General features: G+C 43.2%; 15 protein-coding genes and 1 pseudogene. 9 read left to right on the forward strand and 7 right to left on the reverse strand.

Features of this window, described 5'->3' with window-relative positions:
- Positions 1–486: VanW family protein (locus tag JL57_RS07280; protein WP_034141395.1), on the forward strand; the 486-nt coding region annotated here is incomplete at its 5' end.
- 17 nt (positions 487–503) lie between these two features.
- Complete coding sequence (gene mltG, locus JL57_RS07285) at positions 504–1,529, forward strand: endolytic transglycosylase MltG (RefSeq protein ID WP_034141396.1); 1,026 nt, start codon at positions 504–506, stop codon at positions 1,527–1,529.
- Here the strand turns inward: mltG and trpB are convergent.
- Positions 1,523–2,692, reverse strand: coding sequence for a tryptophan synthase subunit beta (gene trpB, locus JL57_RS07290; protein WP_291299805.1), 1,170 nt, complete (start codon positions 2,690–2,692; stop codon positions 1,523–1,525). The two genes, mltG and trpB, sit on opposite strands and share 7 nt — an antisense overlap.
- 798 nt (positions 2,693–3,490) lie before the next feature.
- Here trpB and JL57_RS07295 point away from each other — a divergent pair.
- Entirely contained in the window at positions 3,491–3,799 is a 309-nt protein-coding gene (locus JL57_RS07295) for a nucleotidyltransferase domain-containing protein (RefSeq protein ID WP_034141398.1), read from the forward strand.
- Positions 3,800–3,944: 145 nt separating this feature from the next.
- On the opposite strand, the gene JL57_RS07300 is transcribed toward JL57_RS07295, so the two are convergent.
- Positions 3,945–5,153: a VWA domain-containing protein gene (locus JL57_RS07300; protein WP_034141399.1), complete on the reverse strand. Its 1,209-nt coding sequence runs from the start codon at positions 5,151–5,153 to the stop codon at positions 3,945–3,947.
- A gap of 3 nt (positions 5,154–5,156) precedes the next feature.
- Positions 5,157–6,017, reverse strand: a complete 861-nt coding sequence (locus JL57_RS07305) for a MoxR family ATPase (RefSeq protein ID WP_034141400.1) — start codon at positions 6,015–6,017, stop codon at positions 5,157–5,159.
- 209 nt (positions 6,018–6,226) lie between these two features.
- On the opposite strand from JL57_RS07305, the gene JL57_RS07310 reads away from it, so the two are divergent.
- The 5 genes from JL57_RS07310 to JL57_RS07330 all read left to right on the forward strand — a co-directional run bounded on the left by JL57_RS07310 (position 6,227) and on the right by JL57_RS07330 (position 9,068).
- Complete coding sequence (locus JL57_RS07310) at positions 6,227–7,549, forward strand: U32 family peptidase (RefSeq protein ID WP_291299806.1); 1,323 nt, start codon at positions 6,227–6,229, stop codon at positions 7,547–7,549.
- Between the two features lie 108 nt (positions 7,550–7,657).
- A complete protein-coding gene (locus JL57_RS07315; protein WP_045691823.1) occupies positions 7,658–7,903 on the forward strand; it encodes a DUF4911 domain-containing protein in 246 nt (81 codons plus the stop codon).
- Positions 7,904–7,966: 63 nt separating this feature from the next.
- Positions 7,967–8,221, forward strand: coding sequence for a DUF4911 domain-containing protein (locus JL57_RS07320; protein WP_034141402.1), 255 nt, complete (start codon positions 7,967–7,969; stop codon positions 8,219–8,221).
- A gap of 195 nt (positions 8,222–8,416) precedes the next feature.
- Positions 8,417–8,719: a nucleotidyltransferase family protein gene (locus tag JL57_RS07325; protein WP_034141403.1), complete on the forward strand. Its 303-nt coding sequence runs from the start codon at positions 8,417–8,419 to the stop codon at positions 8,717–8,719.
- Complete coding sequence (locus JL57_RS07330) at positions 8,709–9,068, forward strand: DUF86 domain-containing protein (RefSeq protein WP_034141404.1); 360 nt, start codon at positions 8,709–8,711, stop codon at positions 9,066–9,068. Before JL57_RS07325 ends, JL57_RS07330 begins: the two co-directional genes overlap by 11 nt.
- Positions 9,069–9,274: 206 nt before the next feature.
- Here the strand turns inward: JL57_RS07330 and JL57_RS33785 are convergent, their stop codons facing one another.
- Entirely contained in the window at positions 9,275–9,427 is a 153-nt protein-coding gene (locus JL57_RS33785; protein WP_291299807.1) for a hypothetical protein, read from the reverse strand.
- A gap of 140 nt (positions 9,428–9,567) precedes the next feature.
- A complete protein-coding gene (locus JL57_RS07335; RefSeq protein ID WP_034141405.1) occupies positions 9,568–10,431 on the reverse strand; it encodes a hypothetical protein in 864 nt (287 codons plus the stop codon).
- A gap of 344 nt (positions 10,432–10,775) precedes the next feature.
- Between JL57_RS07335 and JL57_RS07340 the strand changes: the two genes are divergently transcribed.
- Entirely contained in the window at positions 10,776–11,255 is a 480-nt protein-coding gene (locus JL57_RS07340) for a type II secretion system protein (protein ID WP_034141406.1), read from the forward strand.
- 191 nt (positions 11,256–11,446) lie between these two features.
- On the opposite strand, the gene JL57_RS07345 is transcribed toward JL57_RS07340, so the two are convergent.
- Together JL57_RS07345 and JL57_RS07350 are read right to left on the reverse strand one after the other, a co-directional pair.
- Positions 11,447–13,450 carry a cell wall-binding repeat-containing protein gene (locus JL57_RS07345; RefSeq protein WP_291299808.1) on the reverse strand — a complete coding sequence of 668 codons (2,004 nt, stop codon included), beginning with the start codon at positions 13,448–13,450 and terminating at the stop codon, positions 11,447–11,449.
- Positions 13,451–13,580: 130 nt separating this feature from the next.
- Positions 13,581–13,866 (reverse strand): annotated as a pseudogene (locus JL57_RS07350) (IS200/IS605 family accessory protein TnpB-related protein); the annotation flags it as partial.

A 13,866-nucleotide genomic window follows, 5' to 3' on the forward strand; every position in this document is an offset into this window, starting at 1 on the left:
GGCATCTGTCAAGTCTCTTCGACGTTATATAATGCTGTCTTGCTAAGTAATTTAGAAATTATAGAACGGAAACCTCATGAGGTTGTCGTTAGTTATGTACCTCCAGGTCAAGATGCAACCGTCAGTTATCCTAATCTTGATTTTAAATTTAAAAATAATTCCACGAGTATCGTCTATTTGCGGACAGATGTAAAAGCAGGTGCTCTTACTGTTCGGCTATGGGGTAAGAAGACGGGATTATCCATCAGTATTGAACGACAAGTGGAGAAAGAACTCAACTATAAGGTAGAGAACCGCCTTGACTCCAAACTTTCTGCAGGACGAGTTGTTCAGGAGCAAAAAGGTTCGAAGGGGATCGTTGTCAACACCTGGAAGGTGACTCGAGACAAGGATGGCAATGAAGGCAAGCAGTTTTTGGGTCGTGACTGGTATGCACCGACCAACCAGATTTTTCGTGTGGGGACTCGAGGTATTTCTGAAACATAGTGGAGAGGGAGTGAGAAATGTCCAGAAAGAAAAAGTCCTTCGGCATCGGTATCTTAAAGTGGGTTATTCTACTTTCCATGGCTGGGGGTTTTGGTTTATTGTCTTGGTGGTCTTGGGCTATAAAGCCCTATTCGACTACTGACAATAGTGTAAAGATTACGATTGCTCCGGGAACAACGGCTGCTCAATTAGCTGGGGAATTAGAACAGCGTCAGCTGATTCGCAGTGCATGGGCGTTTAGATATTTAGCGCGTGTACGGAACGATGAATTCAAGCTTTATGTTGGGGATTACCAATTAGCTCCGATGATGTCCCCGGAGGAAATGATCAATCGCCTGACAAAAGGGGCAACGATGTTAGATGCCCAGCGTGTGACTATTCCAGAAGGGTATACCACAGAACAAATTATTGATTTATTAGTACAGAAGGGGATCTCGAATAAAACAGATTTGACCAAGGTGATTACGGAAGACACCTACCCTTATTCATTTCTGAAAAATACACCTAAAGGGGTCCATCGTCTAGAGGGATATTTATTTCCCAATACTTATGAAATTAGTAGGCAATCGAGCCCTCATGCAATAATCGATATCTTTCTTAAACAGTTTGAGAAAGAACTCACTTCTGACGTACAGACTCAACTCGATAGCAAGAAGTTTTCCGTTTCCGAGTGGGTTACCCTAGCTTCTTTAGTCGAAAAAGAGGCGGTGAAAGAATCAGATCGCCCTTTGATCGCTGCCGTGTTTCTGAATCGGCTAAAGATTAACCAACCTCTTCAATCCTGTGCTACTATCCAATTTTTGCTCGGCACTCCCAAACCGGTGCTTTATGAAAAGGATCTTCAGATTCCTTCACCGTATAATACCTATCTCCACCCAGGCTTGCCACCAGGACCGATTGCCAATCCCGGTCATGCCTCCTTAGAAGCAGTCTTGAATCCGGCTAAAACGGATTTTTTATACTTCGTGGCTAAAAAGGACGGGTATCATGCATTTGCTAAAACGTACGCAGAGCATTTAAAGAATGTGAAATTATATCAGTGACCCATGTTGAAGATTTGTTCGACGTCTTTGTCTCCGCGGCCGGATAGATTGACGATTAGGATTTGGTCAGGATTCATGGTAGGAGCGAGCTTAAGGGCATAGGCGACTGCGTGTGCACTCTCAAGGGCTGGGATGATGCCTTCAGTTCTAGAAAGTCTGTGGAAAGCGTCCAGGGATTCTTGGTCGGTAATGCTCACATACTCGGCACGACCGATATCTTTCAGGTAGCTGTGTTCTGGTCCTACACCGGGATAGTCCAGACCAGCTGAAATGGAATGGGTGGCAAGGGGCTCTCCATGTTCGTCTGCCATGACGTAACATTTAAAACCATGCACGATTCCAGGTGCTCCGGCAGTGAGGGGGGCTGCATGTTTTCCGGTTTCTAAGCCTAGACCAGCTGGCTCGACCCCTATGAGTCTGACGTTTGAGTCGGGGATGAAATTAGCAAACATGCCGATGGCGTTGCTTCCACCGCCGACACAAGCCATGACTGCGTCGGGGAGTTTCCCCTCTGCTTCCAGGATTTGTTGGCGTGCTTCCCGGGAAATAATCGATTGGAAGTGTTTGACTAGGGTGGGGAAGGGATGTGGCCCCACAGCCGAACCAAGCATATAAAAGGTTGTTTCATAATTAACGGCGAAATCTCCAAGGGCTGCGTCTACAGCATCTTTTAGAGTGCGTGTTCCGGAAGTTACGGAAATCACTTTGGCTCCCAAGAGTTCCATCCGGAAGCCATTGAGGGATTGGCGCTTCGTGTCTTCTTCTCCCATATAAATGACGCATTCCATGTCAAAGAGGGCACAGGCCGTTGCTGTGGCTACCCCGTGTTGCCCTGCGCCAGTTTCTGCGATGACTCGTTTGGCTCCCATGCGTTTAGCAAGCAAGGCTTGACCTAGGACGTTGTTAATTTTATGGGCACCGGTATGGTTTAAATCTTCTCGTTTGAAATAGATTTTTGCTCCGCCTAATTGTTTGGAAAGTTTTTCTGCGAAGTAGAGTGGGTTGGGACGGCCAACGTATTGGCGTAGATAGTAGTCAAGTTCCTCGTTGAAGGCAGGTTCGTCCTTATACGTCTCAAAGGCATCGTCCAATTGATTTAGAGCATCCTGTAGTTGGGGTGGGACAAAACTTCCGCCATATTGACCAAAATATCCTTTTTCCATTTCGAATTCCTCCATCACTCATTTATTTTTTGAAACTAAAAAACTTTCCGCCCTGTAAAGGACGGAAAGTTAATTTCCATTATGCCACCTTTTCGCACAGGTTCTAACAGAACCCATACTTCAGTTCTTAGATACGGAGTAGTCTCGAATCTCGTGCCTATTGAAAACTACTAGCGCCAAGCCTCAGCGAAGGCGGTCGTTTAGTTGTTCTTGGCCCACCTGAAATTTATACTTTCAAATTTGGTACAAATAAGCAGATGCGGAGAGTCGACCTCTCGATATCCGTGTCTCTGTAACGGGAAACCCCCGGTATCACCTACTGACGCCAAAGCGTGTTCGGATTACGACTCTGAAATCCATTCGGTCTACAGGAAGTGTATCAGACTCTCACCAGCTCTGACTCGCTAGAACATTCCACAAAAGACTTACTAATTCTCATCATTGTCTTGCATGTTAATTTTCTGTATTGTAATATAGCAGAAGGTACTTCGTCAAGGGGTGTTGTGTAAAAGATTTTTCTGAGAGCTGACTTTCAGCTTATTTGCTTAACAATCCTCGAAGGGGGTTGAATTCAATCACAGGTGAAAGTATAATAATGACAAATATTACCATAAGAAAGGGCAATCGGAGATGTCGGATCGAATTTATTCAATTGAAGAAATAAGATATTGTCCGTAATGTAGCCCAGTAGTGTAGTATGGGGTTGAGAAGGTTTGGCTTTTTGGCTCTTATGTAAGGGGAAGCTAAAATTGTTGGAAAGATCGAAGGCTCTATTGGTAGAAAGGAGGACGGGCGATTATGTGCCCCTATGATATTGAAATAGAAAACATAAAAAATCAACTTATTAAGAAGTATCATCCTATGGACATCATTCTTTTTGGTTCCTGCGCCAAAGGTAGGGTTTCTCGAAGTAGTGATGTGGATATTTGTATAATTCTTGAAACGAACGATAAAAGGAAAATAGTCAGAGATATATTGATTGAAGTAGAATATAAAGTGGATTTGGATGTAGTGGTTTACACCCCACAAGAATGGCAAAATAACATGGATGATCAGGCGACATTTCCAGGTATTATTAAGAGGACAGGGGTGAGTTTGATTGGTTGATCCTCTCATTGTAAGCAAAGAAGACACTGAAGAGTGTTTTAGGATAGTTAATGGGGTCTTAGCAAGAATAAGTGAATCGATTGGTAGTTAGCAAAGCGGCTGTCTCAAAGGAAAAATATAATTTCTACTTTGCGACAGCCGCTATCTATTTGCGCACCATTAATTTCTTAATTGCCCAATCAAGCCCCTCTAGGGTTAACTCAAACATCGGAAAAATATCGCGCACTATTTTTAACGTTTGGTAGCCGTGAACACGGTCCCAATATTTCTCGGGTAGAGGATTGAGCCAAACGTTATAGGGGAACTTCTTAGCTATCCGCTGTAACCAGGTAATCCCGGGTTCTTCATTGCCAAGACCCCAATAGATGTTACCATCGCTCATCATCAATTCGCTGGGAGCCATGGCTGCATCCCCGATTATAACCACTCTGTAGTCTGAGCTAAGCGAACTCAGAATGTCCTCAGTTTTAACGGCTTTTCTGGGGTTATTTGAAGCATCCAAATACAGCAGGTCATAGATACAGTTATGGAAGTAATAAAACTTCAAATCCTTAAAATGGGAAGATTTATGGACCGCTGAGAACAATTGGCTACAGATATTGGCATAAGGCGTCATCGAACCACCGACATCCATCAGAACGATAACCTTGACCGAGTTTTTGCGGGGTCTCGTCCAGACCAACTTTAAGCGTCCGGCATTTTTACAGGTTTCATCAATCGTATCATCTAAATCCAGTTGGTCTTTGAGGCCATCTAGGCGCGTACTAAACTGACGCAGCTTGCGTAAAGCCACTTCGAACTGACGGACTCCTAACGTTTCATCACTGCGATAGTCACGGTAATTCCGCTCAGATGCGACTTTCACCGCGGATTGCCCATAGGACTCACCCCCGATGCGCACTCCACCAGGATGAAAACCAGAGTGTCCGAAGGCTGAGGTCCCGCCCGTACCAATCCAATTACCTCCACCGTGATGAGCACCATCTTGGGTGCGCAAACGTTCTTCCAAAGCGGCTTTTAAACTCTCCCAATCCGGCAAGCCCAATTTCTTTAACAGCTCGTTGCGTTCTTCTTCAGAGAACATTTTTGGAGGCAAAGGATTTTCCATCCATTTCGAAACCTGATCCAATAATTGTGCTGGGGTTTCTATTCCTTGAAAATACTTCTGAAACGCAAGATCATATTGGTCAAAATGACTTTCACTTTTAACCAAGATAGCTCTGGCCAAATAATAAAAACCAGACAGACTAGAGTCGGCTAAGCCAACTGAAAGGGCCTCCATCAAGGTCAGCCATTCTGTGATAGAAACGGGAATCCCCTCACGACGCAGTGTATAGAAAAAGTTTGTATACATAGTCTACCAGCCGCGTTTGGCTCGAGACGAATTATCAGTCCCGCGCGTATGAAGTTGCCTTAAGGTCAAATCAAAATCCTGATTTTTCTTTAACAAGGCCCCTAAGAAAGGAATTTCCTGAGCAATCTTACTGGGCTCGATACCACCGATCGTCAAGGCTTGAACCCAATCCAGAAGTTCGCTAGTACTGGGTTTTTTCTGTAAACCTGAGATACTACGCAACCAATAGAATGCTTTTAAAGCTTCAGCGAGTAATTGCTTTTCCAAGTCTGGAAAATGGACATGCACAATCTCTTCCATCATTTTTTGGTCAGGAAAGTCAATATAATGGAAAACACAGCGCCGCAAGAATGCATCAGGTAGTTCCTTTTCGGCGTTGCTTGTTATAATGACGATAGGCCTATGGTTTGTCGTGATGGTTTCGCCCGTCTCCGGTATGTAAAAATTCATGACATCTAATTCCCAGAGTAAATCATTGGGAAATTCTAAGTCTGCCTTATCGATCTCGTCAATCAAGAGGACGACCCGCTCAGTCGATTCAAAGGCCTCACCTAATTTGCCAAGCTTAATGTATTGTTTAATGTTAGAAACATTCTGCTCCCCAAATTGACTGTCATAGAGGCGCTGGACTGTATCATAGACATAAAGACCATCCTGAGCTTTGGTGGTCGATTTAATATTCCAGATTATCAAGCGCAAACCAAGTGAACGAGCAATACTTTCCGCTAAGACTGTTTTGCCGGTGCCAGGCTCTCCTTTAATCAAGAGGGGCCTTTTTAAAGCCACTGAGATGTTAACGCTGTTCTGAAGATCATTTGAAACGATATAATCCTCAGTTCCTTGATAAGATAATTGTTCAGTCATTCTATGGGTGCCTCCTCAACGTTTTGAACTTCTTTTAACATAATAATACCACTATTGTATAAGGTTTGAGTAAAATTTGTCAAAGTTTTGCAAATAATAAGAATCAATCCCAAGGGGCACAAAACTTTATTAGAATGCCCTTGTTTATGATAAACTATATCAATAAGCTAATCGAAACGGGCTTAGAGTAAATGTTAGGGGAATTCTTGATGAGAAAACCAGAATTGTTAGCGCCTGCGGGAGATTGGGAAAAGTTAAAATACGCTCTGGCCTATGGAGCGGATGCGGTTTATATGGGTGGTCAGGTTTTTGGCCTTCGGGCTTATGCCGGAAATTTCAATTCAGAGGAAATGGAGAAGGCAGTCCTTTGGACCCATGGCTTGGGTAAGAAACTCTATGTGACGGTAAATATCTTTGCTCATGAACCTGATTTTGAGGAACTTCCGGCTTATCTCAAGCAGTTGGAAAAACTGGGAGTGGACGGAGCTATCGTCTCTGATCCGGGCATCATAGCGATGGCCCAAGAAGTCGCCCCTCGATTACCTCTGCATTTAAGCACCCAAGCGAATAGCACGAATTCCTATTCAGTGCGATTTTGGCTCAAGCAAGGGATAGAGCGGGTCGTCCTGGCTCGAGAGCTTACCCTTGAGGAACTACGGGAGGTGCGTTCCAAGGTTGAGGGAGGGCTAGAGGTCTTTATTCATGGCGCAATGTGCATGTCCTATTCTGGGCGGTGCTTACTAAGTAATTATTTAACCGGACGGGATGCTAATCGGGGCGAGTGTACCCAGCCCTGTCGTTGGGGATATAGTCTGGTCGAGGAAAAGCGTCCGGAGCAAAGCTTCCCGATTGAGGAAGATGAACGCGGGACCTATGTCTTTAATTCCCATGATCTATGTCTTTTGCCGCATCTACCTTTGTTAAAGACTATTAACCTGGACAGCTATAAGATTGAGGGACGGATGAAAAGCGTTCAATATGTAGCCAGCACAGTCAAAGTCTATCGTGAAGCCATCGACACGCTGTGGGATCAGGGGGAGGAAGCGTTTCAAGAGAAGCTCCCTGAGTGGTTGGAAGAGATGGATAAAGTCAGCCACCGAGACTATTCACCGGGATTTCTGTTCGGCAAACCAGGGGCCAAGTCGCATAACTTAGAGTCCTCACATTATGTGAGAGATTATGACTTCGTCGGGGTGGGGTTGTTGGAAGATGAGAATGAGCACGCTGAAGAGGATGTCAATAAGAATCTGTGCAATGAAGTCAAGCTGAATAAGAGAGAATGCGACGATTTTGACTCGTTCAATAATTATACGGCTTGGATCGAGCAAAGGAATAATTTTAAGCGGGGAGAGGTATTAGAGGTACTCACCCCACAGGGTGCGTCTTGGTCCTTTGAGGTCAAGGAAATGTGGGATACTGAGGGGGAACCTGTTGAAGTCGCTCGTCATGCCCAACAAAAGATAAGGATGGCGGTACCCGAGGAAATTCTACCGTATAGTATTTTGCGGCGGGCGAAGATCGGAAAAAGATAGATTAAAAACTGTAAACGAATATATCAGGGCGCTAATTATTACTTTTGATTTCTTTACAGTAGTATTAGAGATATCTGTTTTAAGGTCGCAGATTAAGGAGACGATTGGGTGAATGCTTTGGAGCAAAAAAGCTTTCTGTTTGCGGATGCTGATGTCATAGTTCATGCGCGTTTAGAACGAGTGGAAATGCAGATGTTGGATAAACTGGTTGAGGGCTTAGGGCATCTTGGCATTGTGACTACGACAAATAAGGCACTAGGTGAGGTTATGATTCAAACGACCAAGGATTGCTGGCCAGACTTAAAGAAAGCCATAGAAATGATGCCGTTTGAGATAGAGTTTTTTGATGATTAGAAGAATTATATTTGACTTTTTACACAAAAAACAAAGAGCAGTTAAGATTAAGGAGAATAGCTGATGAATTATCCAGAAGTGCAGAAGGACCCTCAAGTGAACTCTATATTTGAGAGCATTGACCTTATCATCAAAGGCCGAATAAATCGGTCGGAAATCCAAATGTTATGCAAGCTAGTTGAGGGTTTGGGTCATCTTGGTATTGTCACCACGACGGACAAAGCACTGGGAGAGGTTATGATTCAGACGACGAAGGATTGCTGGCCAGAGTTGCAGAAGTTAATTGAAAATATGCCGCTTGAGATAGAATTTATTTAAAACAAAGAGAAGAAGGAACTCGATTCGAGTTCCTTCTTCTCTTTGGAAAACTGCGCTTGGAACAACCGGTGCATTGTAAAGAAATATTCAGATGTCGGAGGAGCAATTGTATGTAAATCATAGAATTGGGTTGAATTCTATAAGCTGAAATTGTATAATAATAACAAATATTACCATAAGAAAGGGCGTTCGGAAATGTCTAAACAAATTTATTCAATCGAAGAAATAAGAGATATTGTTCGTGATGTCGCCCAACAATATGGGGTTGAACGGGTTTGGCTCTTTGGCTCTTATGCAAGGGGCGAGGCAAGGCAGGATAGTGATATTGACCTGCGTATTGACAAGGGTCAGATAAGAGGACTTTTTCAGCTTTCAGGTTTTCATTTAGATATTGAGGAAAAGCTTAATACTCGTGTCGATATTCTAACTACTGAAAGTCTGAACGAGAAGTTCTTGAGAAGGATAAGCAGGGAGGAAATTGTACTCTATGGACAGTAACGAAAGAAACGCCGACATTTTGGAGCATATCATCAAATATTGCAACGAGATTTTCCATACACAGGAGTACTTTGGTAATTCCTTTGAGGTTTTCAACGCTAATTCAATTTATAGAAATGCGGTAGCCCTGTGCATTCTTCAAATCGGAGAGTTGTCAGGTCACCTAACTGATAACTTTAAGGAGATTTACAGCGGAGTACCATGGAGAAATATTAAGGGCATGAGGAATATTATGGCCCATAAATATGGAGATATTGCCATTCCAACCGTATGGGAAACCATTAATCATGATGTGCCGGAGTTATGTGATTACTGTAATAGCATTTTAGAAAAGTGTCGTGTTCTTTAACCTTCTTGCAGCCGATAGCCACGGTTGACCTAGTGGACCTGAACTGAAGCCAAGATTCCCAGAAGCCTAGCCCAAGAACCCCCAAAGTACTGCTTACACTCCCATCAAACTGGCCTAGAGGAGCGCTTTTCTGCTAAGCGGATGCGTTTGTGGAGCCGCGCTAAGGTGAGCGCCGACGGTTCGCGTCCCCGTAGCGCGCCGTAGGTTCACATGCAGAAATGCCCAGAGGTTCGGACGCGCTCGCGAACCGTCCAGCGAGCCAGCGGTGGAACTCGCAGACGCGTGCAGAAAAGTGCTCCTCCCCATAGCAAATCCCAAGTACTCTTTATCCAAAGAACTACTCCATAATTTTCATTCATCAGTGGTGCCGCCTAGCGGCATGGTAGTCTGATATATTAAAAAAGGGGCTGATGCTTACGAACTTTCAGTACGTTTTGCAACAGCCCCTTTGACGATTCCGCCACTTTCGACCCGTAAAAGATACTTCAACGAGACTAATTTAGTTAGCCAGGTCTCCTTTGATTTTCTGGATTGTTTTAAGAGGTAGGCCTGTGATTTTAGCTACAATTTCAGGTTCTAGCCCTTCATTCAATGCATTACGGGCGACTTCTTGCTTACCTTCCATCTTACCTTCTTGCTTACCCTCCAACTTGCCTTCAACTCTGCCTTCGGCCTTACCTTCTTCTTTTAGCCATTCTTCAATCTGGGTCATGCGCAGCACCTCCAGTAATTTTTTCTTATAGTCTTCGGGTAGAAATTTGTCCGTAATAGCAATGATTGCACCGATAACAAAGCCGATTGATTTGCCATGGGATGCTTTGGCCAATTCTGCAGCTTTTAGGGTCATCTCTGCTTCGGGTTGTTGACTTTTCATTAAGGGTAGGAGTATCAGTTTCATGAGATCTGTTTCTTCTAATTTTAGCCCGTTCTCAACCAGGGTCTTTATTCTATGATATTCTGCATCGCCATCCATGCTCTTAAGAAAGACATTGGTGACTCTATAGCACAGGGAGCCTTTGTCCAGGAGTTCAGGCGCACTTTCTATACGACCTGAATAAATGATCGCTGTGTTGACATCCATGTTGTGTCTTTCAACAATTCGAGCTCCGTAGTAAGCAACTCGCCGCAGAAGATCTTCAGGTACTGTGGTCTGGAATTCCAAATGGAGCAGAGTATCGTCTTCTAAGAGGAAAACAAAGTCTACTCGCTTCTCTTTTGCCTCTACAACGGGTAAAACCGTGGGCATAATGCCAACAATCTTCGCTGTCTTAAGCCCAAACACTGTTAACGCTTTGTTCTTGAACATCTCCGCTGTGGCTTTCATGATAATGTCGTTATTATGACCGCTGATCTTCGTCTCCAATGAGTATCACCTACTCCTATGTAAATATTATACTATAATCTGCATTGCTAAACTAGATATTCGAGTATTGGTTCAATGGTTTCGAAAATCAGAAGTGGAGAGAGCAAAGGAACTAGATTGTTGACGAAATCATGAGGAAGATTGAGGGAAAAGGGAATATTTCAAGCCTGACCCCATAGGCCATGCAAGCCTGACCCCATAGGCCATGACCCCATAGGCCATAGGCTTCCTATATCAGACCTTTAGGCTGAACTTATCTTCGGACTTAGTGGAGTAAAGGGGCTAGATAAAGGTTATAACTCCTACAAAATGGCAACATTTATAGGTAGGAGGGATAGTCTATTATGATACGACCAAGAAAAGAAGGCGGGTATACCCTAACTGAGCTGATGATAGTCATCGTTGTCGTAGGGTTTCTGGCATTCCCAGAGATGGAGCATATTAGAACAGCTGCCAAACTTACTGGGGTTCAATCAAACTATAGATCAGTAATAATGACAATCTACGGACTACAGAGCACGGAAGATGTAGCCACAAAATTAACGTCTTATTTTGGTGATTCAGAGAACCCTAAAGTTGAAGATATGACAAATCCAATTACCAACAAAATGGGCGTAGCAACTGTAGTGGCCCCCGCAGATGAACCAACACCGGCAGTCTATGTATTAGACGAGATTGTGACAACAGTGCCATCAGAAGTAGAGCAGTCCGATTATAAAGGAGCAGTCGTAGCAATTGTAAAGGCTGATAATAGCATTGTAGTCTATGGCTGTGACGAAGTTGGTAAGCTGATGACTGGTTTTCAAAGGACTATAAAACTATGATGGTGTAATTAGCTAAGACCCAGAATCCATTTATGACCTAACTAACGATTCTTTCCCTTTACATGGGGGCATATGTATCCTTGGAAAGGTAAAGAAAAAATAGAAATGGAGCTCTATTCAAAATAGAACTCCATTTTTCATTATTAGATTTGGTTTTCAACTCGGTTATGTGGAGGTCTGTAACCCAGACCCTAATTACCCCCAAAATGGAAATCTTTTTCCTTAAGATTATTGTAATATATCCTGACAGGGCCGTAATCTAACGTGTTATTACTACTCAGATAAAGTGAGGTTAGTTTGGTTAATTGCCCCAAAGGAGTAAAGTTCTCAACACTATTCGACGCTACGTCGAGAAAGGTAAGGGAGGTTAAACCTTTTAAGGCAGTGAGATCGTTAAGTCCACAGTTTCTTAAATCTAAGTGGTTTAGATTAGTCAGTTTTGCTAGCTGAGTTATCTTTTTGAGGTTATTTTTGCCAAGATAAAGAGTTTTTAAATTCGTAAAGTATTCCAACCCGTTGATATCTGTAATTCCAGAGTCGTAGGCAAATAAATCAGTGATCTCGAGGACATCACTTTTGTAGATTGCTGCATCTGGGTGTTTTCCTAGCCTCCGGCTAACAATCGTCTTTAAAGCAAGATCCGGGAATTTGATTTCACTGTCTGCGGAAACCTTAAGCGTTAAGCTAACCTTTTTGGTTGAGTCTGGAATTGTTCCTTCAAATTTGTAAGTACCTATCTTATTTAAATTGGCAGTATTTATACTCCAGGTAACGGGAAGAGTTTTGACAGTATTATCACTCATGGGTACTTCGACGGTTGATGGAAAAATGAAGTTACTGTTTTGGATGATTTCTGCTGTAATCTTATTCCAGATCGGAGTAACGGTCAAACTAAGATAAACATTATTGCTATAGTTCTTAATTGTTCCTTCCAATTCATAATTTCCAGTGGTTTGGGAAATAACAGAGGTCAAACTCCATGTTACCGGAACTTTCGCTTTTAACCCGTTGGTTGTGGTTACAGTAACGGTTTTCGGTGGATCATAGGTTTGTTGTTCTTGAACAGTGTCACTGAGGTTATCAACTGACGCTATCTGAGGGGGCAGAGTTGCGAGTGTTGATTCTGTAGAGGCGCTGATAACACTGGTGCCACCCATAATGTGGAGTTCGGAAATGATATTAGAGCTCAGGAACGAAAGTGCTGAGTTCGGAAGGGTATTGCCCTTAAGTAAAAGAAGGGGATTCTTGGTTTTTTGTGCTAAAGCAGAGGCGGCAAGAGCATCAGGGAAAATCTCACCTGTTGCAATATAGAGCGTATCTAGATCGAGACTATCCGCAAATCGCGTGATCAAGTTGATATTGCGTTCGTAAGGGTCTACTCCGTCAATAACTTCGAAATTTGGAAATTGATAGATCACTTCGTCACTAAGTTTTGAATTTTCCAAGATAAAACTTGCTGGGATTTTATTTTTACGTAAAAAAATCTTTTGACTTGCTGTAAGATCATGGGGAGGTACTAGTAGGAGGGGCATCTCATTGGCTGCTGCAATCGGACCTATGGACAAGGCATCTGGAAAATCTGTACCGAGCGCTACAAAAACGCCCTTGCTTAATCCGACTTTTAGAGCTACTTTGAGGGCTGTTTCATAACGATCCTGACCTGCTAGTCGTACAGCGGTAATACCCATGGAAGAAAGTTGATTTTCTACTTCTTTAGAGACAACCGCTTCCCCGCCAATGATATAGACTTTTTTAACGTTCAGTCGTTGCATCTCGTAAGCAGTGTCGCTATTTAAATCTTTGGAGCCTGTCAATAGTATCGGGGCATTATACTTATTAGCTAATGGTCCAGCGCTTAAAGCATCTGGATAATCCTCTCCGTAGGCGAGGATGGCTAAATCTGCCCCGTCAGGCCAGCCTCTTTGGCTAGCAGCTACGGTGGTTTGATATCTGTCATAGCCAGCAATTCTGTTCGTGGCTGTAGAGGCACTAGCCTTAGGCACATAGACAAACACAATGATGCTAATAAGGAACAAGCTTAGGATAAAGTGTTTCTTCGTAATCAAAATTCTCGTCCTGGTTTCTAAATACTGAACAATTCTATACATTTGCCCAGTATCTTCACTTTGCCGACTAAACAAAGTGGTAGCATCACAGGATTCAGCTACTAGGGTTAATACTCTCGTATCAAACATCCGCGAGCCTTTGGAGCACGACATCCATTAAGTACACCAGATGTGCGACGGTTAGTCGCCCTTAAAGGTCACTCCGCACAAGCCTTTCAACTAAGTGTACTTGTGCAGTGGTTTATTTTAAGTTCAATTGTTAAGCAATCCCCAGTAGTTCTTTCCTACGCACTAGCCATAAACCAGGCGTGTTCACTTCCTTTCGTTTCTTAAATAATTTCGTTACTTGTTTACTAACTTCACTCCACTGACCCCATGCGTTCATTTTTTTAAAAGCGACCAGTTTTTTCTCAAGTACTAATTTATCCTGAAGAAGTTTTGGTACAGCTTCTTTTAAACCGTAACTTCGTCTTGCAATAACTAAAGCAGCACCATTGTGAACAGCCAAACCGTACTGGTGACAATACTTATACAAACCAATTTTA

Source organism: Desulfosporosinus sp. BICA1-9, from assembly GCF_000802135.1.

Excerpts from the sequence above, each read along its gene's own strand:
- JL57_RS07340 (WP_034141406.1), top strand. The coding sequence starts at position 10,776 with ATGATACGACCAAGAAAAGAAGGCGGGTATACCCTAACTGAGCTGATG.
- JL57_RS07305 (WP_034141400.1), bottom strand. The coding sequence starts at position 6,017 with ATGACTGAACAATTATCTTATCAAGGAACTGAGGATTATATCGTTTCA.
- mltG (WP_034141396.1), top strand. The coding sequence starts at position 504 with ATGTCCAGAAAGAAAAAGTCCTTCGGCATCGGTATCTTAAAGTGGGTT.
- JL57_RS07295 (WP_034141398.1), top strand. The coding sequence starts at position 3,491 with ATGTGCCCCTATGATATTGAAATAGAAAACATAAAAAATCAACTTATT.
- trpB (WP_291299805.1), bottom strand. The coding sequence starts at position 2,692 with ATGGAAAAAGGATATTTTGGTCAATATGGCGGAAGTTTTGTCCCACCC.
- JL57_RS07310 (WP_291299806.1), top strand. The coding sequence starts at position 6,227 with ATGAGAAAACCAGAATTGTTAGCGCCTGCGGGAGATTGGGAAAAGTTA.
- JL57_RS07320 (WP_034141402.1), top strand. The coding sequence starts at position 7,967 with ATGAATTATCCAGAAGTGCAGAAGGACCCTCAAGTGAACTCTATATTT.
- JL57_RS07325 (WP_034141403.1), top strand. The coding sequence starts at position 8,417 with ATGTCTAAACAAATTTATTCAATCGAAGAAATAAGAGATATTGTTCGT.
- JL57_RS33785 (WP_291299807.1), bottom strand. The coding sequence starts at position 9,427 with ATGAATGAAAATTATGGAGTAGTTCTTTGGATAAAGAGTACTTGGGAT.
- JL57_RS07300 (WP_034141399.1), bottom strand. The coding sequence starts at position 5,153 with ATGTATACAAACTTTTTCTATACACTGCGTCGTGAGGGGATTCCCGTT.
- JL57_RS07345 (WP_291299808.1), bottom strand. The coding sequence starts at position 13,450 with ATGTTTGATACGAGAGTATTAACCCTAGTAGCTGAATCCTGTGATGCT.
- JL57_RS07330 (WP_034141404.1), top strand. The coding sequence starts at position 8,709 with ATGGACAGTAACGAAAGAAACGCCGACATTTTGGAGCATATCATCAAA.